Source organism: Shinella sp. NM-101 (genome assembly GCF_021401195.1).
In the GTDB taxonomy this organism is placed as follows: Bacteria; Pseudomonadota; Alphaproteobacteria; order Rhizobiales; family Rhizobiaceae; genus Shinella.
This window is the reverse complement of the sequence record NZ_JACBFT010000002.1, coordinates 639,061-663,692: the sequence shown is the minus strand read 5'-3', so window position 1 is coordinate 663,692 and position 24,632 is coordinate 639,061. Positions and strand designations below refer to the sequence as shown.

Sequence of the window (24,632 nt, the reverse complement as noted above, 5' to 3'; positions counted from 1 at the left end):
CCAAAACAGCGAATAGCGAAAATCCCTCTCCTCGCCGCTATCCGCAACTTCCCGTTTGCCCGCTCATCGGGCCAGCACGTCGCGCATTTCCACGAGGTTGGAGCGCACGCGCAGGATATAGAAGCCCATGGTGGCAAGATGCGTCGGCATGATCCAGCCATCCTCGCGACCGTTGGAAATGATCGCCGGCTGGATGTTCAGCGCAGAGCGGAGCTGCTTGATGCTCTCGATCCACAGCGGCTCGATGCCGCGCGCCTTGATCACCGCGTCGAAATCCGCGCCGGCGGCCGAAAGGATGCCGTAATAGCCGTAGAGCTGGCCATAGGCGAACCAGAAGCGGTCGTCCGCCCGCGTATCGAACCAGCCGCCGTTATAGAACTCCGAGCGCTCGCGGATCATCGCGGTCGTCGCGCCGATGTCGTTGGTGATCCGGTCGAGGAATTCGATCAGGTTGTCCGAACGCCCGTCGAAGATCGCGTCGCACGCCTCCAGGGAGGTGTTGAACTTGCGCAGGTCCGTCATCGCCGTGCGGTAATAGGTGGGGGTCGGCGTCTTCGGCAGCAGCGAATTGGAGCCGAAATACCAGGTCTCCTCGTCGAACTGCAGGTTGCCGCGGGCGCGCTGGAGATCGTTGTTGATGCCGGACGTGCCGCGCACGCGGCCGAGCGCATCCACCAGCTCGACGGCCGTGCGGCGGACCGCCTGGTTGATGCCGCGCTGGAAGGAGGCCTTGTTGTCGAACCAGGGCGTCCTGTCCCAGTCGAGCCCGAACAGCCCGAGCTTGTAGAGCAGCATCGAGGAGATCCAGGCATTCTGGTTGACGTTGAAGTCGATGAGATCGGCGGTCACGTCGACGATGGCAGATCGCGTGCAGGTCTTCGGGGCCGGCTCGCTCACCTCTCCCGCCGCCGGCGTCGCCGGTGCCGCGCCCGCAGCCGCGGTACCGGCGTCCTGCTTGCGCTGACCGAGATTGTAGGCGTTCACGTAATCGGGATTGAAGCCGCTCCACACCTGCGTCTGCCAGATGAAATAGGCGTAGAAGCCGGCGAGGACGAGGAGCGCGATGCCGATCGGCCCCTTGATGATCCAGCCGCGCGCGCGATACCAGTTGCCCACCGTGATGAACGGCCAGAGGATCCAGGCGATGACGAGGCCGATGCCCCGGCCGATGGCCGCGAAGATGCGCTGGAAGAACGCGACGATCGGGTCAAGCATTGGGGTCGTCCTCTCTGATGCCGAAGAGTTTCCTGCGGAACGCAGCCTTGTCCTGCAGATAGGTTCGCGTCAATGTCGCAACAACGTATTCGCGGAACTTTTCGCTGTAGTGCTCGTAGGCCGCGTAGAAGCCCTGCTTGTCGAAGACGAAGCGCGACACGAAGTCATGCGGAACCATCTGCGAAATCAGGCGGTTGACCAGCCACTGGTCGGGATGGTCGGGCGCCGCGCGCACCAGAAGGAAGCGCCGTTCCGGCGCCACCTCGGCGATCTTGATCTCGCCGGTCGCCGTAACGGTGCGGATCGCCTCCTGCAGGAACGGATAGGTGCCTTCCTCGGAAACGAGAGCGGCATTGCGGTGCATCCAGGTCTGCAGCCAGATGCGGTCCGTCTTCTGCAGGTCCGCCGTCGGGTCGCTCCTGTTGACGAGGCCGGCGATCGTCATGTCCGCCCGGTGCTGGAAGAGGCCGGAAGGCTCGACCCAGGAGGCGCGCGGCAGCTCAAGGCGCTTCGTCGAGGCCAGAAAGTCGAAGATGCGCTTGTGGTCGTCGAGCGCGATGTAGCTCACCTGCCAGGGCCGCGAGCGGCGGAAGCCGGGCACGGTGGGATCGCAGATCACGGTCGTCGTCCTGTCGTCGAGGAAGACGTAGACGCCGCCGAAATGGTTCGCCCAGTAGGCCTCGTGGCGGAAGACGAGCTGGTCCGGCACCAGCGCGTTCTGCCTTATGTCGCCGGTCTGCCTGGCGAGCTCGACCATGCGGTCCAGCATGGCGTCGTCCGCCCAGGCGTTCGGCACCGTCTTCAGCCGGTCGACCAGCCCGCGCAGCTCCCCCGCCTTGCCGAGCATGTCCTCGGCCGAAAGCACCCGGAAGCGCACCTCGTTGATCGAGAGCAGGTCGTCGATGTCGTTGACGACAGAGACGGAATCCTCGATCTCGCCATAGAGCGCGTCGCGGATGGTGATCGCGTTGATCGCCCTTGCATTGGCCGAGAAGAACTCGTGCATCAGCGCGGCGGTGTTGGAAAAGCTCGTATGCACCACCGGCAGGTTCACCTGGTCCGGCGTCATGATGATGAAGCGCCGGTTGACCCGGTTCGGGTCGAGATAATCCCGGTCCCCCAGCTCGTCGGCGATCTCCGGCGAAAAGCCGGTCATGTCGATGCGGAAGCTGGAAAGCCCGGTGCGCCGCATCCCGAACCCGTCCAGCGCCTTGTTGTAGCGCTCGACCAGATGCGGCTCGTCGACCGGCAGGAGCCGCCCATAGATCAATTCGGCTTCGAGGAGGCGGTTCATTCGGGCATCCTCACCACCGCCCCTCCGCCTTCATCGCCTCGATCTCGCGGACCGCCTTCTCGCGCTGGCGCTCGCGGCGGATGATGTCGGAGACGGCGGCGTCGTCGGACTTGTCGGTGTAGCGGAATTCGCTGTCGGCGTAGCGGTTGATCTCCTGGAGGACCATCTCCATGGTGATCGGGCCGCGCAGTTCCTCGATCATCGCCTTCTTCTCGTCGTAGCCCTTGTGCATGAAGGCGTCGGCCGTCGTGAACCAGTCGTCCGGCAGGTCCACGTCCATGGCGCGCATCTTGATCGCATCGGTGATGTTCTTGATGGCGCGGCCGGTGAAGCGCGGCTCGGCGACCTTGATCGCATGCAGGTAGCTGCCGATGTCCTCCAGCGTGCGGATCGCGCCGTGCTCCTTCTCGTGCCGCTCCCAGACGGCGAGAAGCCCCTCCTCCTGCGGACGCGCATGCTGGCCGTAGGAACTGGAGACGGCGCGCCGGATCTCCTGCCCTTCGAACAGCGCGTGCCCGCCGAGCGGGATCGAATGGTTCCTGCCGACCAGCATGGCGAAGATGTCGATATAGTCGTCTTCTGTCTGCGGCCCATCCACCAGCCAGCGGGCGCCGGCGCGCTGGCGCAGCGCATCGTCGACATTTTCCGGATAATTGGAGAACATGCCGAAGGTGCAGTTGCCCCGCACCACCGTCGAGGCGCCCGCGAAGCTCTCCATCAGCACGGCCGTCACCTCGTGCTGGCCGGCCGAGGCGCGGTCGTCGGATCGCTTGGCGGCGACCTGGTCGACGTCGTCGATCGTGCCGAAGCCGATGGCCTTCGGGTTCATGACGTTGGTGACGAATTCCTTGCAGTTCTGGCCGGACTTGCCCTGGTAGGACGAGATCTGGTCGACGCCGAAATTCTCGTAGTGGAAGGCATAGCCGGCGACCTGGCAGTAGTCGTTGACGAGGCCGGCCAGCATCTGGATGAGGATCGTCTTGCCCGTGCCCGGCATCCCGTCGCCGATGAAGGTGAAGAGGAAGCCGCCGAGCTCGACGAACGGGTTCATCTGCCGCTCGAAATCATAGGCGACGAGCATCTTGGCGAGCTTCATCGCCTGGTACTTGGCAATGTGGTTGCCGATGATCTCGTTCGGCTTCTTGAAGGTCATGACGAGCGGCTTGCGCTTCTGGCCGGGCGCAACGTCGAAGCCGGACAGCGTGAAATCGTCCTGCTCGATGCGGATATGGGCGTTCTCGAAGCCGGCAAGGCCGGTGAACCGCGCCCGGCGGCCGATCAGCCCCTCGATGGCGACGCGCGAGAAGGCGCGCGCCCGGCTGACGAGCGCCGTATCGTCGGGCGCCCCGGCGAGAGTGCGGTCGAGCCCGGCCACCATGCTCTTCAGCGCATCCTGCGGCGTATCGAAGAGATAGTCCGGTTCCCCGCCGTCCTCCACCGGTTCCCCCTCGCCCGGCAGCGTGGCGCCGAGATAGGCGGCGAAGGTGAAGGCGGCGATATAGGCGGACGCGGCCAGCAGCGCCTTGAACCGGTTCGCCTCGTCGCCGGTGAGCGGCGCGGAAAGATTGCGCGCCTGAAGGCCTTCGAGGTTCGTCTGCCGGGAAAAGGCATCCGTCACCGCCAGCGCCACCTGGAGCCCGCGGCGGGCGCGGAAGAGCACCGCATGCTGCGGCGGCGAGAACAGCGGATCGGACGCGCGCACGGACTGGATGGTCTTCACCAGCTCCACCTCGTGCGTGCGGCGCGCGCCGGCGGTCGAAACGGTGGAGACGAAACGGCGGCCGGTTCCGGCCAGCGCCGTGCCGTTCCTGCCATCATCGCTTTCGAGGATGACGAGCCGGGTGACGAGGCTCTGCGCCGCCGCCTGGTGCTTGGCGATGTCGTCCTCGTGGATGGTCGTCAGTCCGGCATTGAGGCTCATCGGCTATCCCTCGCTGATCACCTGGTTTCCCGAGATCACATGAACCTTGTAGCCGCCGAAGATGCCGGCGGTCTCGCCCGCGGCATAGAGCGCCTGATAGGCATCGTGCGGCACGAGCGCATGCTTTTCATACGCGCTGACGCCCATGCGGGCGGCTTCCAGGTCGTCGGTCTCGATGTGGAATTCCTCCTGCGCGGGCGTCGAGTTCCAGAAGCCCTTCTGCGCCGGGCGCTCGGCCTTGGAAAACACCTCCTGCACCGTCCAGGTGAGCAGCCAGGCATTTTCGGGCTTGCGCACCTTGGAGAGGATCTCGTTGACGCGCGCATTGTTCTCGGTGATGCCGGCCGAATAGAAGGGGCCGAGCACGATGCGGCGGAGTTGCTTGGGATGCAGCGTGGGAAAATCCTTGTCGAGATTGGTGGCGATCGTCACCGGCGTCAGCGAATAGGCGCTGTTCTTCAGCGCGAAATCGTCGAAGCGGCTGGCGAGCTCGGGATTGAGCAGCCCGCCGACGGGCAGCGGTATGTCGACATCCGGGTTGAGCCTGCCGTCGGCCGTCACCAGCATCTTGACGACGTTCTCGCTCGAATCCTCGATGGTCGCCATATAAACCGTCGGCAGCGTCGCGGTGCCGTCGAAGGCGCCCCAGCAGACGACGTAGTAGGGCCGCAGGGTCTTGGGGTTGACGGCGACCCGGATCGTTTCCGGCAGCACGAAGGGCGAGAAGATGTCGCCCTTGCCGATCTGTTCGAGATAGAGCCGCTCGGCCATGCGCGCCTGGAGATCGGCCGGAAACGCCTTCTGCCGCAGGATGAAATCCGCCATCTCCGCGCGGAGCTGGTCGGCATCCGGCATGGCGGCGAGGCGCTTTTCCGCGCTTTGCCGGTCGTTCTCCAGCTCCATCACGTTCTGGAAGACGGGAAAGCCGCTCTCGGCGCGCGAGATGCGGAACTGCCGCACGAAGCCGATGCGGTTCTCCCAGCAGGCGAAGGACGCCCTCAGCCGCGCGAGATACGGCATGACCACCTCGCCCACCACGGAGTTGCGGTAGAGCGGGGAATTGCGGTCGCCGAGGAATATCTCCAGCCCGCCGAGGGCGGCGCGGATGGCGGAGAAATACTGCGCGACGGGGCTGTCGGCGGGGATGTTCATGGCGCAGCCGTCCCGCGCAGGGCACAGCGCCGCCCCTCGTCCGGCCTGCCGGCCCCCTTCTCCCTGGCTGCGGGGAGAAGGGGATATGCCGCGCTCTTTTCCCCAGCCCATAACCATTCGTGGGGCAAGCCCCCTCTCCCCGCTTGCGGGGTGAGGGTTGTGGTGAGGGGCAAACCGGCAGGAAAATGCACGGCGCCCGTCATCACGACTTCACGTAGTTCGCGGCGTTGTGCTTGTCCATGACGGCCTGGAAACGCCGCGCGAAGGCGTCGTCGGCGAGCTTCTTGCGGCGCTGGATGTCCTGCGTGGCCAGCATGTTCTTCTCGTGCATCTCCAGAAGGTCGCCGATATGGCGCTGGGCGGCCGAGCCGATGCCGGCCATGGTCTCCTCCGCGGCGGTGTCGACCTGCGAGCCGAGCGTGTTGATCTTGTGCGCCACGTCCTGCTGGGCGGCCGTCTTCAACGAGTCCTCCAGCGCCTTGTAAAGCACGATGCGCTGCTCGGTATCGATGGTCAGCTTGTTGATCAGCGTGTTCTGCGCCGCGATCTGGTTGTTGAGCGAATCGACGAAGGTCTGGAACATCGAGGTGTAGCGCTCCAGCGTCTGGCTTTCGGCCAGAAGCTCCTGCTCCTTCGCCTGCATCTGGTTGTACTCGGTCGCAAGTCCCGAGCGCTCGCCTTCGAGGTCCGTGCGGGTCTTCTGGTCCGTCGAGGCGGCGATGCGGTTCTCGATGTCCATGAGAAGCGGGTTGAGCTCCTCGATGCGCTTCTGCGTCGCCTCCAGGTTCGCCATCGTGGCCTTGCGGCGCTCGATCACCTGCACGAGGCTCGCCTCGGAGGTCTTGTAGCGCTGGTCGAGGATCGATTTCTGCTCCTTCAGGATGCCGACGATCGTGTCGGACTTGGAGAGCAGCTCCTGGAGATTGCCGGCAAGCGACATGTTGCGCACGCGGTCGGTGCGCATGCGCTGCATCTTCTGCTTGGAGAAGATGCCGATGAACTTCTCGTAGCCCGTATAGCTCTTCATGCTCTCGAATTCGGTGCCGAAGATATTGGTGGCGTCCTCGAGCCCGATGATCAGGTCGGCGATATTGCCTTCCATCACCTTCTGCTGGGCGATGACGTCCTGGATGCGGGCATTCTCGATGTCGAAATTGACGTCGCCGAGCTTGGTGTCCGCCTTGGCGAACTGCTCCAGCACGACGCCGGACTGCTCCAGCTTGCCGCGCATCTGGTTGACGACGCCGCGGGTCTTTTCAATCTCGGCATCGAAGTTCTGAAGTGTGGCCATATGCCTTTTCCCTTGCGCTCTCCACGGCAGACGTCTGCGCCGCCCGATTTATTCCGACGCGGCAACACTATACGATTTCAGACAGATAGGAACCTGCCCCGCACAAGATGTGGGACGCCCGCGACGGCGTGCAAGGCCGGCGGAAAAATATCCGGCTGGCCGCTACCGGGTCGCCGGCGCCTTCAGGTAGGCGATGAGGTCGGCGATGTCCTGCTGCTTCCTCAACCCCGCGAAGGTCATGCGGGTGCCGGGCACCATGGCCCTTGGCGACAGCAGGTATTCGGCGATCAGGGCCTCGCTCCATACCTTGCCGCCCGCGGAAAAGGCCGTCATCGCGGCCGTATAGCCGTAGTCGCCGACGGAGGCGACCGGCCGGCCGACGACGCCGGCGAGCGTCGGGCCGACGCGGTTGACCGGTTCCACCGAATGGCACGGCGCGCATTTGCGGAACACCGCCTTGCCCGCGACGGCATCGCCGTCCGCCAGGGCGGGGCCGACGGCAAGACAGAGGATGCCGGCAGCGAGTGCGGGAAGCTTTTTCATGGTCCGTCCTTTCGCCGCCCTCGCCTCATTCGGCGCTCATGATGTCGTCCCAGTGGCGACGGCAATAGGAAACGTACTTGTCGTTGCCGCCGATTTCCACCTGCGCGCCCTCCCGCACCGCCTTGCCGTCGGCGCCGAGCCGGACGACCATCGTCGCCTTGCGGCCGCAATGGCAGATGGTGCGCACCTCGCGCAGCTCGTCGGCAATGGCGAGCAGCGCCTGCGAGCCGGGAAACAGCTTGCCCTGGAAGTCCGTGCGCAGGCCATAGGCCATGACGGGGACATGCAGCCGGTCGGCGACGCGGGCGAGCTGCCAGACCTGCTCGGGCGACAGGAACTGCGCCTCGTCGACGAAGACGCAGGCGATCTCCCCCGCCCCGTCGCCGTTCAGCGCTTCGATATGCCGGTAAAGATCGTCGGAATGGTCGAAGGCGATGGCGTCGGCGGCAAGGCCGATGCGCGAGGAGATTCGGCCCTGCCCGGCGCGGTCGTCGAAGGAGGCGATGAAGATCGCCGTGCGCATGCCGCGTTCGCGGTAGTTGTAGGATGCCTGCAGGAGCAGCGTCGACTTGCCGGCATTCATCGTCGCATAACTGAAATAGAGCTTGGCCATGATTTTCTCCGTTCCAGCCTCATCGCCCGGCGACCGCCGATTTTCCAGTCGCAAAGCCCTGCAAACCACAGAAAACAGCACGGCCCATCCTTTGCGACATCCATGTGCGCAATTGCGAACAGGTCTGAAATTTATTGGACCTTTCAGAGGCTTCGGGCTACGCCAAGGCGCTTGAAAGCCTGCCGTTTTGGTGATTGGCTAAAACACCGGTCATAAGGGGAGCAAATAAAATGAAGACTGCATCGACATTAAAGACATTTCTTGCCGCAGCCGTGTCCGTCCTCGCGTTCGGCATCGCCGATGTTTCGGCCGCCGAAGCGGAAAGCTGTGGCAAGGTCCGCTTTTCGGATGTGGGCTGGACGGACATCACGGCCACCACCGCAACCGCGACGACGATCCTGAAGAGCCTCGGCTACGAGACGGAAGTCACGGTTCTCTCGGTACCCGTCACCTACACCTCGCTCAGCAACAAGGACATCGACGTCTTCCTCGGCAACTGGATGCCGACCATGGAAGCCGACATCAAGCCGTTCCGCGACAACGGCAGCGTCGAGGTCGTGCGCGAAAACCTCGAGGGCGCGAAGTACACGCTGGCGACCAACGCCAAGGGCGCCGAGCTCGGCATCAAGGACTTCGCCGACATCGCCAAGCAGAAGGACGCGCTCGGCGCCAAGATCTACGGCATCGAGCCGGGCAATGACGGCAACCGCCTGATCATCGACATGGTCTCGTCCGACAAGTTCGGCCTTTCCGGCTTCGAGGTCGTCGAATCCTCCGAGCAGGGCATGCTGGCCGAGGTCGCCCGCGCCGAGCAGGAAGGCACGCCCGTTGTCTTCCTCGGCTGGGAACCGCATCCGATGAACGCCAACTTCAAGCTGACCTACCTGACCGGCGGCGACGACGTCTTCGGACCCGACTTCGGCGGCGCGACCATCTATACAAACGTTCGCCAGGGCTACACCACCGAATGCCCGAACGTCGGCAAGTTCCTGCAGAACCTCAAGTTCTCGCTGGAGATGGAAAACCAGATCATGGGCAAGATCCTGAACGACGGCCAGGATCCGGAAACGGCGGCCGCCGAATGGCTGAAGGCCAATCCTTCCGCCGTCGAGCCGTGGCTTGCAGGCGTGACGACGAAGGACGGCAGCGGCGAGGCCCTGCCGGCCGTCAAGACGGCACTCGGCCTCTGACAGGCAGGAACAGGGCGGGAAGGAAACTTTCCCGCCCTTCTTCGCTGCGCACAGTCGTACATCGTCAACATCCAGCCAGGGGCTTGCTGCCGTGGATTGGCTTACCGTCTCAAAAATTCCGATCGGCCCGATCGCCAAGGAAGCCGTCAGCTGGCTGACGACCAACGGCAAGGGCCTGTTCGACTTCCTCAAGGTCTTCCTGCAGGCCGGCATCGACATCCTGCTCGTCCTCCTGCAGGGACCCTTCATCACCAGCGCCGGCGGCAAGCTCGCCTATGCGCTGTTCCTCATCGCGCTGGTCACCGGCCTCAGCTGGTATTTCCGCCGCTCGCTCGGCGTTGCCGCCTTCACCTTCCTCGGCCTCCTGCTCATCGTGAACCAGGGCTACTGGAAGGAGACGACGGAGACGCTGGCGCTGGTGCTGGCGGCGACGGGGGTCAGCATGGTCGTCGGCGTGCCGCTCGGCATCGCCGCCGCGCGCCGGCCGTGGTTCTACTCGATCCTCCGGCCGATCCTCGACCTCATGCAGACGATCCCGACCTTCGTCTACCTCATCCCGGCGCTCATCCTCTTCGGCCTCGGCATGGTGCCGGGCCTGATCGCCACGGTGATCTTCGCCATCCCCGCGCCGATCCGCCTGACGCGCCTCGGCATCATCTCGACGCCGCCCTCGCTGGTGGAGGCCGCGCAGGCCTTCGGCGCGACGCCGGGCCAGGTGCTGCGCAAGGTGGAGCTGCCCTTCGCCACGCCGCAGATCATGGCGGGCCTCACCCAGACCATCATGCTCTCGCTGTCGATGGTGGTCATCGCCGCGCTCGTCGGCGCCAAGGGCCTCGGCGTTCCCGTCGTGCGCGCGCTCAACACCGTGAACATCTCCATGGGCTTCGAAGCGGGTCTGTGTATCGTGATCCTCGCGATCATCCTCGACCGCCTCTTCCGCTCCTCCGACGAGGGAGACGCGAAATGACCGAGACCGTCGTTTTCAAGAACGTCTCCATCATCTTCGGCGACAACCCACAAAAGGCGCTGGCGATGGTCGACGCAGGCAGGACCCGCGACGAGATCGGTGCGGAAACCGGCCTCGTGCTCGGCGTTGCCGATGCCACGCTCTCCATCACCGAGGGCGAGATCCTCGTGCTGATGGGCCTTTCCGGCTCGGGCAAGTCGACGCTGCTGCGTGCCGTCAACGGGCTGGCGCCCGTGGTACGCGGCGAGGTGGAGGTCAAGGCCGGCGGCGCCAGCGTGAACCCCTATGCGTCGACGCCGAAGGCGCTGCGCGATTTCCGCATGCACACCGTCTCCATGGTGTTCCAGCAGTTCGCCCTGCTGCCCTGGCGCACCGTCGCCGACAATGTCGGCTTCGGGCTGGAGCTTGCCGGCGTGCCGGACGGCGAGCGCAAGGCGCGCGTCGCCGAACAGCTCGAACTCGTCAACCTCGCCAAATGGGCGGACCGCAAGGTGGACGAACTCTCCGGCGGCATGCAGCAGCGCGTCGGCCTTGCCCGCGCCTTCGCGACCGGCGCGCCGATCCTGCTCATGGACGAGCCGTTCTCGGCGCTCGACCCGCTGATCCGCACGCGCCTGCAGGACGAGTTGCTGGAGTTCCAGCGCCGGCTGAAGAAGACCATCATCTTCGTCAGCCACGACCTCGACGAGGCTTTCCGCATCGGCAACCGCATCGCCATCATGGAAGGCGGGCGCATCATCCAGTGCGGCACGCCGCAGGAGATCGTGAAGAACCCCGCCAACCAGTATGTCGCGGATTTCGTGCAGAACATGAACCCGATCAACATGCTGACGGCCGGGGACGTCATGCAGCAGGGCGCCTCCGGCGATGGCGGCGTCACGGCGACGGCGACGGCGGCGACGCCCCTCGTCGACGTGCTCGACGCCATGGCCCGCACGCCCGGCAATGTCGGCGTCGTCGACAACGGCACGGTGATCGGCACGATCAACGCGCAGGACATCGTGAACGGATTGACGCGGCATCGAAGACGCGGCTGACAGCCGGCCGCGATCGGATTAGATAGGGCAGCGCCCGCAGCAAGGGCGCTGCCTTTTTCATCGCCGCCAGCAGGAGAGCCGACATCATGAGCGAAAAGGACAAACCGGGCGTTCTGCGCGAAACGGACGACGAGGCGCGGAACCTCGCCCGCACCCTGCTGCGCTCGGCGCGAAGCTGCGCGCTCGCCGTGCTGGAGCCGGAAACCGGCGCGCCCTTCGCCAGCCGCACGCTGACGGGCACCGATACGGACGGCACGCCCGTCATCCTCGTCTCCGCGCTCTCCTCGCATACCCAGGCGCTGCGGGCCGACCCCCGCGCCTCGCTGCTGGCGGGCGAGCCCGGCAAGGGCGATCCCCTCGCCCACCCGCGCCTCACCGTCATCTGCACCGCCGAGGAAGTATCACGCGAAAGTGAAGCGCGCGCGGCGCTGCGCGAGCGCTTCGTCCGCCGCCACCCCAAGGCAAAACTCTACGTTGATTTCCCCGACTTCACCTTCTTCCGCCTGGTGCCCGAGCGCGCCTTCCTCAACGGCGGTTTCGGCAAGGCCTTTCTGCTCACCGCCGACGACCTTCTGATTCGCTCTCCCGCCCGCAGCGCGCTTGCGGCGATGGAAACCGGCGCCGTCGAGCACATGAACAGCGACCACGCAGAGGCCGCCGGCGTCTATGCCCGCCACTATTGCCGCGCGAGGGACGGCGACTGGATCATCGTCGGACTGGACGCGGCCGGCGTCGACCTTGCGAGCGGGGACAGGCTGAAGCGCCTCGAATTTCCCCATGAGCTTGAAAACGCCGGGGAACTTCGCAGCGAGCTTGCACGTTTGCTTCGGGAAGCAAGAGCAGCGGGCTGACCCGCCGACGAATTCGCTGTTCGCGCCCCCCGTCATTGCGGGGGGAATTTAGCGTCATACGTGCACCCTACCCCCATTTCTTGCTCTTGATGAGGTAGGTTTTGTTTATATGCTAACAAGCGGATTCACATAAAATCACATGATTTGAAAGCGGAAACGCCCAAAGGAGTTTCAGATGGACAAGATTTCAGACGCAGAACACGCACAGGCCGAAGTTGCATCCGATTTTCTTTCCGCCATGGCCAATCCCAAGCGCCTTCTCATCCTGAAGGTCCTGGTGAGCGGCGAAATCGCCGTCGGCGCGCTTGCAAATCAGGTCGGCCTCAGCCAGTCGGCCCTGTCGCAGCATCTTTCGAAACTGCGCGCGCAGAACCTCGTGACCACCCGTCGCGATGCGCAGACCATCTACTATTCCAGCAAGTCGGATGCCGTGATGACCATTCTCGAAGCGCTCGATCAAATCTACCGGGGCTCGAGCAACGGCGCGGCGGAAAAGAAGCTCCGCATCGCCTGAAATCCCCGAAATCCTCCGCCTTCCAGCGCCCCGGATGAAAATCCGGGGCGTTTCGCATGGAAGCTCCGCTTGACGCCTCCGGGCGCCTTGATAGTTTGACCATCGGGTAAAATCCCGCCCCTTCCGCACCGCCAGCCGGGACGGCCCCCGCATTCAAAGGCCATGGAGAGACCGCATGTCCAACCGCCTCAACACCCCCAACGATCTGCGTGCCTTCTGGATGCCCTTCACGGCGAACCGGCAGTTCAAGAAGGAGCCGCGCCTCTTCGTCGGCGCGAAGGACATGTACTACACCACCCATGACGGCCGTCAGGTGCTCGACGGCACGGCGGGCCTGTGGTGCGTCAACGCCGGCCACTGCCGGCCGAAGATCACCGAGGCGATCCGCGAGCAGGCGGGCGAGCTCGACTACGCCCCCGCCTTCCAGCTCGGCCATCCCAAGGCCTTCGAACTCGCCAACCGCCTCGTCGACATCGCCCCCGATGGCATGGACCACGTCCTCTACACCAATTCCGGCTCCGAATCGGTCGAGACCGCGCTGAAGGTGGCGCTCGCCTATCACCGCGCCAAGGGCGACGGCTCGCGCTTCCGCCTGATCGGCCGCGAGCGCGGCTATCACGGCGTCAATTTCGGCGGCATCTCCGTCGGCGGTATCGTCTCCAACCGCAAGATGTTTGGCACGCTGCTGACCGGCGTCGACCACATGCCGCACACGCACTTCCCGGACAAGAACGCCTTCTCCCGCGGCGAGCCGGAGCATGGCGGCGACATCGCCAGCGAACTCCAGCGCATCATCACCCTGCATGACGCCTCGACCATCGCGGCCGTCATCGTCGAGCCGGTCGCCGGCTCCACCGGCGTCCTCATCCCGCCGAAGGGCTATCTCCAGAAGCTGCGCGAGATCTGCACGCAGCACGGCATCCTCCTGATCTTCGACGAGGTCATCACCGGCTTCGGCCGCCTCGGCGCGCCCTTCGCCGCGCAGTATTTCGACGTGAAGCCTGATATCATCACCACCGCCAAGGGCCTCACCAACGGCGTGATCCCGATGGGTGCCGTCTTCGTGACGTCGGAAATCCACGACGCCTTCATGAACGGCCCGGAACACATGATCGAGTTCTTCCACGGCTATACCTATTCCGGCAACCCGATCGCCTGCGCCGCCGCCCTCGGCACGCTCGACACCTACAAGGAAGAGGGCCTTCTGACCCGCGCCAGCGAGCTTGCCTCCTATTGGGAAGAGGGCCTGCACTCGCTGAAGGATTGCCCGAACGTCATCGACATCCGCAATGTCGGCCTGATCGGCGCCGTCGAGCTCGCCTCCATCCCCGGCGAGCCGACCAAGCGCGCCTTCAACGCCTTCCTCAAGGCCTACGAGAAGGGCCTGCTCATCCGCACGACCGGCGACATCATCGCCCTCTCCCCGCCGCTCATCATCGAGAAGCCTGAGATCGACGAACTGTTCGGCAAGCTGCGCGAGGTCCTGCAGAACAATATCTGAGCCGGGCGGATTTTCAGGAAAATGGCGGCTTCGGCCGCCATTTTTGTTTCTCGCGGCACAGGGTGGCATTTGCCCCCTCTCCTGCTAGTGGCAGGGCTACCGGATATGGAATTCGAAGCAACCTCTCTTCCCTTCTCCCCTCGGGGAGAAGGTGGCCCGAAGGGTCGGATGAGGGGGCGAGTTACGGAAAGACTTCCCTTCTTCCCTTCGACATCCCCCTCATCCGCCTGCCGGCACCTTCTCCCCGCTGGGGAGCAGGGGAATGGGGCAACGTCGAAGTCTGCCGCTAGCGGGGAGACGAGTCTTGCTTCACGCAACGTTGACAACTTGGGGAAACCGGCGCGGCATATCCCCTTCGCCCCACAGCCGAGGAGAAGGTGGCCGGCAGGCCGGATGAGGGGCAAGCGGCACATGCCATCATCGACCGCCGCTCTTGCAAGTCCGCCCCGTTCAGCGCAATTGTGCGGCCACCACGACGAGGGCCAGCCGATGCCGACCATGACCCGCATAGCGAACGAATTCCTCTCCATCGAGGTCTCCGCCCTCGGCGCCGAGATGCAATCCGCGACGACGCGCGACGGGGCGGACTGGCTGTGGAACGGCGACGCCGCCTTCTGGACCGGCCGCTCGCCGGTCCTCTTCCCCATCGTCGGCAAGGCGCCGGACGATACGCTGGTGATCGACGGCAAGCCCTATCCGATGGCGCAGCACGGCTTTGCCCGCCGGCGGGAATTCTCGCTCGAAGCGGCCAAGGACAGCGCCTGCCGCTACGTGCTGGAAGCATCGGAGGAAACCCGCGCCGCCTATCCGTTCGATTTCCGGCTTTCCGTCGAGCACCGCCTGGATGGCCCGGCGCTGACCGTCTCCGCCGAAGTGGAGAACCGCGGCGCGGTCCCCATGCCCTTCGGCTGCGGCTTCCACCCCGCCTTCCTCTGGCCCCTGCCGGGCGCCGCCGGCCGGCCGCACACCGTCACGCTCGACAATGGAGGAATGCCGGAGCGCCAGCCGCTGGAAAAGGGCCTCCTCTCGCCCCACCGGCTCCCCTCGCCCTTCAGCGATGGCCGGCTCACGCTCGCCCATGCGCTCTTCGAAAACGACGCCCTCGTCTTCCCGCAAGGCGCCGGCACCGGCCTCAGCTATGCCGCCGAGGATGGCCCGGCGCTGCGCTTCCGTTTCGAAAGCCTGCCGAACCTCGCGCTCTGGACCAAGCCCGGCGCGCCCTTCCTTTGCATCGAGCCGTGGCATGGCACGGCCGCCGAATATGGCGGCGCGCGCGAGCTGAAGGACCGGCCCTTCACCACCCTGCTTGCCGCGGGCGCACGCACGCGCTTCGCCTTCACCGTGACCTTCCCGCGCTGAAGATCCGCCGCCCCGGCCCTTTCTTCCTGCGGCGGCCAGAGCATTTCCAGCAAAAATGCGAAGCGATTTTGCGTAGGGAAATGCGGCAAGCAAAGAGTTGGCGCATTTTCGCGACTCGGAGAAAAGCGGAAATGCTCTAGAGTCTGCGAAAAGGATTCGGAGACCAGCCATGACCGACTTGGAACGCTTCATCGACCAGGGAACCGGCCGCGAGGATGCCGATATCGTGCTGAAGGGCGGGCAGTTCTTCGACCTCGTGACGGGCGAGCTCGTCGCCTCCGATATCGCCATCTGCGGCGAGCGCATCGTCGGCACCTGCGGCGAATACAAGGGCCGGACGGAAATCGACATCACCGACCGCATCGTCGTGCCCGGCTTCATCGATACGCATCTCCATATCGAATCCTCGCTGGTGACGCCGCACGAATTCGACCGCTGCGTGCTGCCCTATGGCGTCACCACCGTCATCTGCGACCCGCATGAGATCGCCAACGTGCTCGGCACCGAAGGCATCCAGTTCTTCCTCGACAGCGCGATGGAAACGATCATGGATATCCGCGTGCAGCTGTCGAGCTGCGTGCCGGCAACGCATCTGGAAACCTCCGGCGCCGACCTGCCGGTCGAGCGCCTGCTCCCCTTCCGCGACCATCCCAAGGTCATCGGCCTTGCCGAATTCATGAATTTCCCGGGCGTCATCCACAAGGATCCCGTCTGCCTCGCCAAGCTGGAGGCCTTCCAGGGCGGCCATATCGACGGCCACGCGCCGCTCCTTCGCGGCAACGACCTCAACGGCTATCTTTCCGCCGGCATCCGCACCGAGCACGAATGCACGACGGCCGAGGAAGCGCTGGAGAAGATCCGCAAGGGCATGCACATCCTCATCCGCGAGGGCTCCGTCTCCAAGGACCTCCTCGCCCTGATGCCGATCCTCACCGAACGGCTCTCGCCCTTCCTCGCCCTCTGCACCGACGACCGCAACCCGCTCGACATCGCCGAGCAGGGCCATCTCGACTACATGATCCGCACGGCCATCGCCCACGGCCGCGCCCCGCTCGCCGTCTACCGCGCCGCCTCCATCTCCGCGGCCAAGGCCTTCGGCCTCCGCGACCGCGGCCTCGTCGCCCCCGGCTGGCGGGCCGACCTCGTCGTCGTCGATACGCTGGAGACCTGCAAGGCCGGGATGGTCTTCTCCGCCGGCCGCAAGGTGGACGACGCGCTCTTCGCGACCCGCAAGACGGTCGAGCCGGTCGGCCTCGACAGCGTCAAGGCTCGCCCCGTCAGCGCCGCCCATTTCGCCGTCCCCGTCACCGAAGGCGAGACTTCGGTCATCGGTGTCCTGCCCGGCAAGATCATCACCGAGCACCGCCGCTACCGCCTGCCGGCCGGCGGCAACCAGACCGCCGTCGACCTCGCACAGGATATCATCAAGGTCGCCGTCATCGAGCGCCACGGCAAGAACGGCAACCACGCCAACGGCTTCGTGCAGGGCTTCGGCCTCAAGAAGGGCGCCATCGCCTCGACGGTCGGGCACGACAGCCACAATATCTGCGTCGTCGGCGTCGACGAGGACGACATGGCGCTCGCGGCGAACCGCCTCGGCGAGATCAAGGGCGGCTTCGTCGTGGTGGAGAACGGCAAGGTCACCGGCGAGATCGCCCTGCCCGTCGCCGGCCTGATGAGCCTCGAACCCTACGAGGCCGTGCGCGACACCCTGCATCACCTGCGCCAGGCCGCCTTCGCCCTCGGCGCTACGCTGGAAGAACCCTTCCTCCAGCTCGCCTTCCTGCCGCTACCGGTCATCCCGCACCTGAAGATTTCCGACAGGGGGATGGTGGATGTGGACCGGTTCGCGCTGATCGGGTGAGGCCGGCTTTCCGTATAATCCTTCTTCCCGTACAATATGTACGAAAGGATCGCGGATATGACGAAGCTGGAGCAGATCGAAAAAAGCGTATCGGAACTCAGCCCGGAGGAATTCGAGCGATTTTCCGCATGGTTCGAGGCGCTTCAGGCCGAGCGCTGGGATCGAGACATGGCGGAAGACGTCGCCAACGGAACGCTGGATGAACTTGCGGAACTTGCCCTCGCCCAGTTCCGTAGCCAACGGACGCGTCCGCTTTGAAACACCACGCAACGGAAGCATTCTGGAAATGCTACGATGCGCTTCCCCCGCATATACGCCAGCAGGCAGACAAGAACTTTGATCTGCTCAAGGCGAATCCCGAACATCCGTCCCTTCAGCTGAAGCCTGTCGGTCGATTCTGGTCCGCGCGGGTTGGCCTTTCCTGGCGGGCATTGGCCGTCAAGGTTCCTGAGAGCGAAACGCTCGTCTGGTTCTGGATAGGCTCGCACGCCGAATACGACCGGCTCGTCGGACGCAAACGCTAAAGCATTTCGAGCAAAAGCGCGCGGCAGTCTTGCCATCCGGAAAGCCTCTCCTTCGTCATGCTCGGGCTTGACCCGAGCATCCATAACCCTTTGAGGAAAATGAATCCTCGGCTCAAGGCCGAGGATGACGGCAGTGCGCGTGGCGAGGTCAATCAGCAGTCTGTTAGAGCCGCACGCAGGCCATGTCCAGCGCGTCCAGCTCGATCGTCCCGTCCTTCAGCTTCGCGCCGAAGCCGGGGACCGGCAGCGGTTCGCCGAGCTTCAGCGATTTCGCCGGCACGAATTCCGCCTTCTCGCGCGTCAGGTTGAAGACGAAGAGCAGCTTCTCGCCGGCCTTCTCGCGGGTGAAGGCGAGGATGTCGTGGTTGGAATGGAGGAAGGACATGTCGCCGTCGTGCAGTGTTTCGTGCTCTTTGCGGAAGGCGAGCGTCGCGCGGTAGTGATTGAGCACGGAGCCGGCGATCTTCTCCTGCGTATCGACGGCAAGGCGGGCGTGGTCCTCCGGCACCGGCAGCCAGGGCTTGGCGGTGCTGAAGCCGGCATGGGCCTCGCCGCGCTGCCAGGGCATCGGCGTGCGGCATCCGTCGCGGCCCTTGAAGGCCGGCCAGAAGCGGATGCCATAGGGATCGCGCAGGTCCTCGAACGCAAGCTCGGCCTCCGTGAGACCCAGTTCCTCGCCCTGGTAGAGGCAGATCGAGCCGCGCAGCGTCGAAAGCAGGGTAATCGCCAGCTTGGCGACGCGCTCGCGCTCCTCCGGGGCATGGATGAAGCGGCTGACATGGCGGTTGACGTCGTGGTTGGAGAAGGCCCAGCAGACCCAGCCGTCCGTCACCGCCCGCTGGAAGCCCTGCACGCATTTGCGGATATGGTCGGCGGTGAAATCCGGCCCGAGCAGGTCGAACGTGTAGCACATGTTCAGCTTGTCGCCGCCGCCCGTGTATTCGGCGACCGTCTTCAGCGAGCGCGCGCCGTCGCCGACCTCGCCCACCGTCATGCGCCCCTCGTATTCGTCGAGCAGCGCGCGGAAGCGCCTGAGGAAATCGACATTCTCCGGCTGCGTCTTGTCGTAGCGATGCGTCTGCATGCCATAAGGGTTCACATCAGGCGCATCGAGGCCGATCTCGTCCGGGTTCGGCTCGTGGGGCGGGTTGTCGCGCAGCTTCCGGTCGTGGAAATAGAAGTTCACCGTGTCGAGGCGGAAGCCGTCCACGCCGCGGTCGAGCCAGAAGCGCACGGTCTTCAGCAGCGCGTCCCGCACGGCCTTGTTATGGAAGTTGAGATCCGGCTGCGAGGTCAGGAAGTTGTGCATGTAATATTGCTTGCGCACGCCGTCCCATTCCCAGCCCGGCCCGCCGAAGATCGACAGCCAGTTGTTGGGCGCCGTGCCGTCCGGCTTGGGATCGGCCCAGACATACCAGTCCGCCTTCGGGTTGGATCGGCTGGACCGGCTCTCGACGAACCAGGGATGCTGGTCGGACGTGTGCGAGATCACCTGGTCGATGATGACCTTGATGCCGAGGCGATGGGCCTCGGCCAGCATCGCGTCGAAATCGGCGAGCGTGCCGAACATCGGATCGACATCGCAATAGTCCGAGACGTCATAGCCCATGTCCGCCATCGGCGACTTGAAGAAGGGCGAAAGCCAGATGGCGTCGACGCCGAGCGAGGCGATGTGCCCGAGCCGCCTGGTGATGCCCCTGAGGTCCCCCATGCCGTCGCCGGTCGTGTCCTGGAACGAGCGGGGATAGACCTGGTAGATGACCGCGCCGCGCCACCAGTCGTCGATCTTCTTATGGGGCTTTGCCATGCGTTCCTGCTCCGCTGCTGTTTGTCTCGGGCAAGATGTAACGCGCACCCCCCGGAGCGTAAACGGCACATGCCCCGATTTTTCGAAGGTTGACGAAAGACCGGCCGGTCTCGATGATGCCGGCCAATTCCATAGAGAAGGTTGACCATATGGCCGATAACGTCACCCTTTCCCCGACCGAGGCGATCGACTTCGCCCGTGCCGCGCTTGCGCGCGTGGGCATGGCGGAGGCCGCCGCCGCGGCGCTCGCCCGCGCCACCGTCGATGCCGAGATGGCCGGCAGGCGGACCATGGGCCTCCAGCACCTCACGGACTACATGCGCGGCCTCGTCGACGGCCGCATCGCAGGCCGGGCCGAGCCGCTCATCACCTCGCCCGTGCCCGCCATCATGAAATGCGACGCGATGGGCGGCGTGGCGCAGCACGGCTTCTCGGCCGCCTGCGAGGAACTGGTATCGAAGGCCAAGACCTTCGGCATCGCCGTCTTCGCCTCGCAAAACAGCTATACCGCCGGCGAGCTCGGCTGGTATGCCGCCCGCCTCGCCGAAGAAGGCCTCGTGGCGCTGGCCGCCACCAACGGCCCGGCGCTTCTCGCCGGTTCGGGCAGCCGCCAGCCGGTCTACTGCACCAATCCGCTCGCCTTCGCCGCCCCGTTGGCGGACGGCCGGCTGCTGCTGGTCGACCAGGCCTCGAGCGCCACCGCCTTCGTCAACATCCGCGCGGCCGCGGCGCGCGGCGAGGCGCTTCCCGAGGGCTGGGCGCTCGATCAGGACGGCGAGCCGACCACCGACCCCTTCGCGGCCATGCAGGGCGCGCTGCTGGCCTTCGGCGGCGCGCGTGGGGCGAACATCGCCCTCATGGTGGAGGTTCTGGCCGCGGGCCTCACGGGTGCTAACTGGTCGCTCGACGCGCCGGACTTCCAGGCGGGCGAGGTCACGCCCGGCGTCGGCCTCTTCGTCCTTGCCCTCTCGCCGACGCTTTTCGCCGACGACTTCCCGGCCCGGCTCTCCGGCCAGGTGCAGCGCCTTTCCGGCGATTACGGCGTCTACATTCCCGGCCTCGAACGCCTGGAGCGTCGGCGGCAGGCAGAAAGCGCCGGCATCGTCTTGCCCCGCCAACTCTTTGACAGTATTTCCTCTTTCCGGCGAAGTTGACCGGGAGGAACGGGCATGGCGGGACGGCTGCTGGCGATCGGCGAGTGCATGGTGGAACTGATGCAGGCCGAAGGCGGCCTGATGCGCAAGAGCTTCGCCGGCGACACGTTCAACACCGCCTATTACGCCCGCCAGTACCTGCCGTCCGACTGGAGCGTCGATTATCTCTCCGCCGTCGGCACGGACACGATCTCTGGCGAGATGCTGGCCTTCATGGAGGGCCACGGCATCGGCACGACCCATGTCGCCCGCATCGAAGGCCGCGCGCCGGGCCTCTACATGATCCACCTCAAGGACGGCGAGCGCAGCTTCTCCTACTGGCGCTCGGCATCCGCCGCAAAGCGCCTCGCACAGGACGGCGACCGGCTGCGTGCCGCGATTGAGGCCTCGGACATCATCGTCTTTTCCGGCATCACGCTCGCCATCCTGCCCCCGGAGGACGTGGAGACCCTGCTTGCAGAACTGCGCCGTGCCAGGGCCGCCGGCAAGCGCGTCGTCTTCGATCCCAATATCCGCCCGCGCCTGTGGGACGATGCGGAGCGCATGCGCGCGACGATCACCGAGGGCGCGCGCGCCGCCACGCTCGTCATGCCGAGCCTCGACGACGAGACGACCCATTTCGGCGACGCCTCGCTGGAGGAAACCATCGGCCGTTACAATGCGCTCGGCGTCGCGGAACAGGTGGTCAAGGATGGCGGCAAGGGCGCGACGCTCGTCTTCGGCGAAAAGCGCAGCCATGTGCCTTCGGCGCAGGTGGAGAAGATCGTCGACACGACGAGCGCGGGCGACAGCTTCAACGGCGCATTCCTGGCCCGTCTCGCAACGGGCGCAACGCCAGGGGACGCCGCCCGCTTCGCGGCAAAGGTCGCCGCCGCCGTCATCCAGCATCACGGCGCGCTGGTGGCGAAGGACAGGCTGCCGGAGGGATGAGCGCTCAGCGCTTCTTCTTGGCCTTGCCGGCGAACGGGTTGTCCGCCGCCTTGAAATGGATGCGGATCGGCACGCCCGGCAGGTTGAAGTCGTTGCGCAGGCCGTTGGTGAGATAGCGGATATAGGATTCCGGCAGCGCGTCGGGACGCGTGCAGGAGATCATGAAGCCCGGCGGGCGGGCCTTCACCTGCGTCATGTATTTCAGCTTCAGGCGGCGGCCGGAGACGGCCGGCGGCGGATGCTGCGTCTGCACCGCATCCAGCCAGCGGTTGAGCTTGGCGGTGGAGATGCGGCGGTTCCAGGTGCGGTCCGTGTCGATGACGGCCTGCATCAGCTTGTCGAGGCCGCGGCCCGTCTGGCCGGAGACCGGCACGGCGCGGATGCCGCGCGCCTGCGGCAGGAGGCGGTCGGTCTTCTCGCGAAGTTCGGCAAGCACGGCCTGCGGGTCGTCGATCAGGTCCCACTTGTTGAAGGCGAGCACGGCGGCGCGTCCCTCGCGCAGCACGAGGTCGACGATCTGCAGGTCCTGCTTCTCGAACGGAATGGTGGAATCGAAGACGATGACCACGGTCTCGGCAAAACGGATGGCGCGCAGGCCGTCGGCGACGGAAAGCTTTTCCAGCTTCTCCTGCACCTTCGCCTTGCGCCGCATGCCGGCCGTGTCGAACATCTTGATGGTGCGGCCCTTCCAGTCCCATTCGACGGAAATGGAATCGCGCGTGATGCCGGCCTCCGGGCCGGTCAGCAGGCGGTCCTCGCCGAGGAAACGGTTGATCAGCGTCGACTTGCCGGCATTCGGACGACCGACGATGGCCACGCGCAGCGGCTTCGTCTCGTCGTATTCCGGCTCGAAGTCCTCGTCCGCTTCCGCGCCTTCGGCCAATTCGGCGCGCACATCGATATTGGTGACGGCCTCGTCGTCCTCGGGATAGGCCCGCTCTTCGCCGATGGCGGCGACGATGGCGTCGCGCAGGTCCAGCATGCCCTGGCCGTGCTCGGCGGAGATCGGCGTCGGCTCGCCGAGGCCGAGCGTATAGGAATCGTAGAAGCCGCCGTCGGAGCCGCGGGCTTCCGACTTGTTGGCGACCAGCACGACCGGCTTGCCCTTGCGGCGCAGCATCTCGGCAAGCGTCTGGTCGACGGGGGTGAGGCCCATCTTGGCATCGACCACGAAGAGCGAGAGGTCGGCTTCCTCGATCGCCGCTTCCGTCTGGGCGCGCATGCGGCCCTGCAGCGTCTCCGGCGCGGCCTCTTCGAGACCGGCCGTATCGATGATGCGGAACTTCAGGTCGATGAGGCGGGCATCGCCCGGCCGGCGGTCACGGGTGACGCCGGGCGTGTCGTCGACGAGCGCGAGCTTCTTGCCCACGAGCCTGTTGAACAGGGTGGACTTGCCGACATTGGGGCGTCCGACAATGGCGACGGTGAAGCTCATGAACGTGTTCCGTTGTAGTGACCCGGCAGATGCCAGGTCAGGAGGACAGCTTGCCGCTTGCCGTAATCAGGTCAAGCAGCATCTGCGCGCGGTTGGCGACGTTGCGCGGGCTTTCGCTGTCGTTGAGGATGGCGTCGAACCATTCCTTGGCGCGCGCATAGTCCTGGTGCTTGTAGGCGGAAAGGCCGAGAACCTCGCGGGCGGAATGGCGCTGCGCGCCCTGGGGCGTGGCAAGCTGCTCGACCTCGGCGGAAACCTGTTCGTAGGTGCCCGTGTCGACCAGCAGGTAGGCGGCGCGAAGGCGCGCGGCATCGCGCAGCGCCTGCGGCACCGAGCTGTCCTTGGAGATCGCCGTGAAGGCGTTGATGGCGCCTTCGGCATCCGTTTCGGCCAGCAGCGAGGCCGAGCGCATGCGGGCGAGCACCGGATAGGAACCGAAGCCCTCCTTTTCCAGCTTGCCGAGCGCTGCCAGCGCCTCGTCCTTCTTGCCGTCGCGCGCAAGGGTGAGGGCAGCCAGGAACTCGTCGCCGGCAGCGGAAGCCTCGCTGTCGCGCCAGTACTCGTAGCCCACCTTGCCGATCGTGCCGAGCACGAGGAGAACGGCCGCGCCGATGAAGATGCGGCCGAAACGCTTCCAGACCAGGCGCATCTGGTCGGAGCGCAGTTCCTCGTTCACCTCGCGGATAAAGCTGTCGTCCTGATTTACCATGTCCTGCCCGGCGCCAACTGACGTTTGAAGTTAGCGCCTTCTACCCGATTTTCTCGGCGTTGTAAGGGGGCAGACGCGAAAAGCCCCGGGGAACGGCAATCGGTCAGCCGAGCGGCGCGACGCCGATCAGCCATTCGTGCAGCTTGAAGACGATCGCGGCATAGAGCGCAAGACCGACGACGATGGAGACGATGTCGTATTTCGCCGAGACGAAAACGGGCAGCACCGTCTCGCCGGCGGCGATGCGCCGCTTGAGCGTGATGCGCAGGATGACCGCCCAGGCGAGGATCGTCACGAAGAGCAGCACGGAATAGCTCTCGCCGTTCGACAGCAGGTGCGCCAGCGCCCAGATCTTGATGGCGACGAGGATCGGAAACTTCAGCTTCGTGCGGATATGGCCGGCAGGCAGGAAGCCCGCGACGAGACAGACCGAGGCGATCGCCATCAGCGTCAAAGTGATATGCGTCATGAAGGCCGGCGGGAAATAGAGCATCGCGCCGTCGTTCTCCCGCGCATAGATGAAGCCGTACACGATGAGGGCAAGGCTCACCAGCGAGACGATGCCGTGCAACGCCATCCAGCCCGGCTTGCCGAGCGCCGCGATGCCGGCATTGCGCAGGCCCGGCGCGACGGGGCGCAGCAGGTGGGTGACGATGAAGAGAACGAGACCGGCGATGAGTAACGTCATGGAAAACCCCTTGATGAATATCGGCCGACGGCCGCCGTCTATGGAATATCCGTCACCGGGCGACAATTCCAGC

The 24,632-nt window shown here is 65.3% G+C and carries 23 protein-coding genes; 12 read left to right on the top strand and 11 right to left on the bottom strand.

The window, feature by feature from the left end; translation table 11 throughout:
* Positions 1 to 63 precede the first annotated feature (63 nt).
* The 7 genes from L0976_RS06980 to L0976_RS06950 form a co-directional block, all read right to left on the bottom strand.
* The gene (locus L0976_RS06980) at positions 64 to 1,215 is read right to left on the bottom strand and encodes a DUF2333 family protein (protein WP_203319587.1); all 1,152 of its coding nucleotides are present in this window, start codon (positions 1,213 to 1,215) and stop codon (positions 64 to 66) included.
* On the bottom strand, positions 1,208 to 2,509 hold the full coding sequence (locus L0976_RS06975; protein ID WP_234186654.1) for a DUF6638 family protein: 1,302 nt from the start codon (positions 2,507 to 2,509) through the stop codon (positions 1,208 to 1,210). The genes L0976_RS06980 and L0976_RS06975 overlap by 8 nt, the downstream gene beginning before the upstream one ends.
* Positions 2,510 to 2,519: 10 nt before the next feature.
* The gene (locus L0976_RS06970; protein WP_234186653.1) at positions 2,520 to 4,430 is read right to left on the bottom strand and encodes an AAA family ATPase; all 1,911 of its coding nucleotides are present in this window, start codon (positions 4,428 to 4,430) and stop codon (positions 2,520 to 2,522) included.
* Between the two features lie 3 nt (positions 4,431 to 4,433).
* Complete coding sequence (locus tag L0976_RS06965; protein ID WP_203319590.1) at positions 4,434 to 5,582, bottom strand: hypothetical protein; 1,149 nt, start codon at positions 5,580 to 5,582, stop codon at positions 4,434 to 4,436.
* A 202-nt stretch (positions 5,583 to 5,784) separates the two neighbouring features.
* Positions 5,785 to 6,873, bottom strand: coding sequence for a hypothetical protein (locus L0976_RS06960; RefSeq protein ID WP_234186652.1), 1,089 nt, complete (start codon positions 6,871 to 6,873; stop codon positions 5,785 to 5,787).
* Between the two features lie 162 nt (positions 6,874 to 7,035).
* Positions 7,036 to 7,416 (bottom strand): cytochrome c family protein, encoded by a 381-nt coding sequence (locus tag L0976_RS06955; RefSeq protein ID WP_234186651.1) that lies wholly within the window; start codon positions 7,414 to 7,416, stop codon positions 7,036 to 7,038.
* A gap of 25 nt (positions 7,417 to 7,441) precedes the next feature.
* Positions 7,442 to 8,029 carry a thymidine kinase gene (locus L0976_RS06950; protein WP_203319593.1) on the bottom strand — a complete coding sequence of 196 codons (588 nt, stop codon included), beginning with the start codon at positions 8,027 to 8,029 and terminating at the stop codon, positions 7,442 to 7,444.
* A gap of 230 nt (positions 8,030 to 8,259) precedes the next feature.
* On the opposite strand from L0976_RS06950, the gene L0976_RS06945 reads away from it, so the two are divergent.
* From L0976_RS06945 to L0976_RS06900, 10 genes are all read left to right on the top strand, one after another.
* Entirely contained in the window at positions 8,260 to 9,219 is a 960-nt protein-coding gene (locus L0976_RS06945) for a choline ABC transporter substrate-binding protein (RefSeq protein ID WP_203319594.1), read from the top strand.
* Positions 9,220 to 9,310: 91 nt separating this feature from the next.
* Positions 9,311 to 10,186 carry a choline ABC transporter permease subunit gene (choW, locus tag L0976_RS06940; protein ID WP_203319595.1) on the top strand — a complete coding sequence of 292 codons (876 nt, stop codon included), beginning with the start codon at positions 9,311 to 9,313 and terminating at the stop codon, positions 10,184 to 10,186.
* A complete protein-coding gene (gene choV / locus L0976_RS06935) occupies positions 10,183 to 11,223 on the top strand; it encodes a choline ABC transporter ATP-binding protein (protein ID WP_203319596.1) in 1,041 nt (346 codons plus the stop codon). The genes choW and choV overlap by 4 nt, the downstream gene beginning before the upstream one ends.
* Before the next feature lie 86 nt (positions 11,224 to 11,309).
* Entirely contained in the window at positions 11,310 to 12,074 is a 765-nt protein-coding gene (locus tag L0976_RS06930) for a HugZ family protein (RefSeq protein ID WP_234186650.1), read from the top strand.
* 175 nt (positions 12,075 to 12,249) lie between these two features.
* Positions 12,250 to 12,588, top strand: coding sequence for a helix-turn-helix transcriptional regulator (locus tag L0976_RS06925; RefSeq protein ID WP_234186649.1), 339 nt, complete (start codon positions 12,250 to 12,252; stop codon positions 12,586 to 12,588).
* A 175-nt stretch (positions 12,589 to 12,763) separates the two neighbouring features.
* Positions 12,764 to 14,089: an aspartate aminotransferase family protein gene (locus L0976_RS06920; RefSeq protein WP_234186648.1), complete on the top strand. Its 1,326-nt coding sequence runs from the start codon at positions 12,764 to 12,766 to the stop codon at positions 14,087 to 14,089.
* A gap of 489 nt (positions 14,090 to 14,578) precedes the next feature.
* Entirely contained in the window at positions 14,579 to 15,448 is an 870-nt protein-coding gene (locus tag L0976_RS06915) for an aldose 1-epimerase family protein (protein ID WP_234186647.1), read from the top strand.
* 169 nt (positions 15,449 to 15,617) lie between these two features.
* On the top strand, positions 15,618 to 17,312 hold the full coding sequence (gene ade, locus L0976_RS06910) for an adenine deaminase (protein ID WP_234186646.1): 1,695 nt from the start codon (positions 15,618 to 15,620) through the stop codon (positions 17,310 to 17,312).
* Between the two features lie 57 nt (positions 17,313 to 17,369).
* Complete coding sequence (locus L0976_RS06905) at positions 17,370 to 17,570, top strand: hypothetical protein (RefSeq protein ID WP_234186645.1); 201 nt, start codon at positions 17,370 to 17,372, stop codon at positions 17,568 to 17,570.
* A complete protein-coding gene (locus L0976_RS06900; protein ID WP_234186644.1) occupies positions 17,567 to 17,836 on the top strand; it encodes a type II toxin-antitoxin system RelE/ParE family toxin in 270 nt (89 codons plus the stop codon). Before L0976_RS06905 ends, L0976_RS06900 begins: the two co-directional genes overlap by 4 nt.
* A 163-nt stretch (positions 17,837 to 17,999) precedes the next feature.
* On the opposite strand, the gene L0976_RS06895 is transcribed toward L0976_RS06900, so the two are convergent.
* A complete protein-coding gene (locus tag L0976_RS06895) occupies positions 18,000 to 19,643 on the bottom strand; it encodes an alpha-glucosidase (RefSeq protein WP_234186643.1) in 1,644 nt (547 codons plus the stop codon).
* Positions 19,644 to 19,792: 149 nt separating this feature from the next.
* On the opposite strand from L0976_RS06895, the gene L0976_RS06890 reads away from it, so the two are divergent.
* Both L0976_RS06890 and L0976_RS06885 read left to right on the top strand, forming a co-directional pair.
* Positions 19,793 to 20,797: an Ldh family oxidoreductase gene (locus tag L0976_RS06890; protein WP_234186642.1), complete on the top strand. Its 1,005-nt coding sequence runs from the start codon at positions 19,793 to 19,795 to the stop codon at positions 20,795 to 20,797.
* A 15-nt stretch (positions 20,798 to 20,812) separates the two neighbouring features.
* A complete protein-coding gene (locus tag L0976_RS06885) occupies positions 20,813 to 21,727 on the top strand; it encodes a sugar kinase (RefSeq protein WP_234186641.1) in 915 nt (304 codons plus the stop codon).
* 4 nt (positions 21,728 to 21,731) lie between these two features.
* On the opposite strand, the gene der is transcribed toward L0976_RS06885, so the two are convergent.
* The 3 genes from der to L0976_RS06870 all read right to left on the bottom strand — a co-directional run bounded on the left by der (position 21,732) and on the right by L0976_RS06870 (position 24,559).
* On the bottom strand, positions 21,732 to 23,162 hold the full coding sequence (gene der, locus L0976_RS06880; protein ID WP_234186640.1) for a ribosome biogenesis GTPase Der: 1,431 nt from the start codon (positions 23,160 to 23,162) through the stop codon (positions 21,732 to 21,734).
* Between the two features lie 37 nt (positions 23,163 to 23,199).
* A complete protein-coding gene (locus L0976_RS06875) occupies positions 23,200 to 23,871 on the bottom strand; it encodes a tetratricopeptide repeat protein (RefSeq protein WP_203319608.1) in 672 nt (223 codons plus the stop codon).
* 103 nt (positions 23,872 to 23,974) lie between these two features.
* Positions 23,975 to 24,559 (bottom strand): NnrU family protein, encoded by a 585-nt coding sequence (locus tag L0976_RS06870; protein WP_234186639.1) that lies wholly within the window; start codon positions 24,557 to 24,559, stop codon positions 23,975 to 23,977.
* Positions 24,560 to 24,632 lie beyond the last annotated feature (73 nt).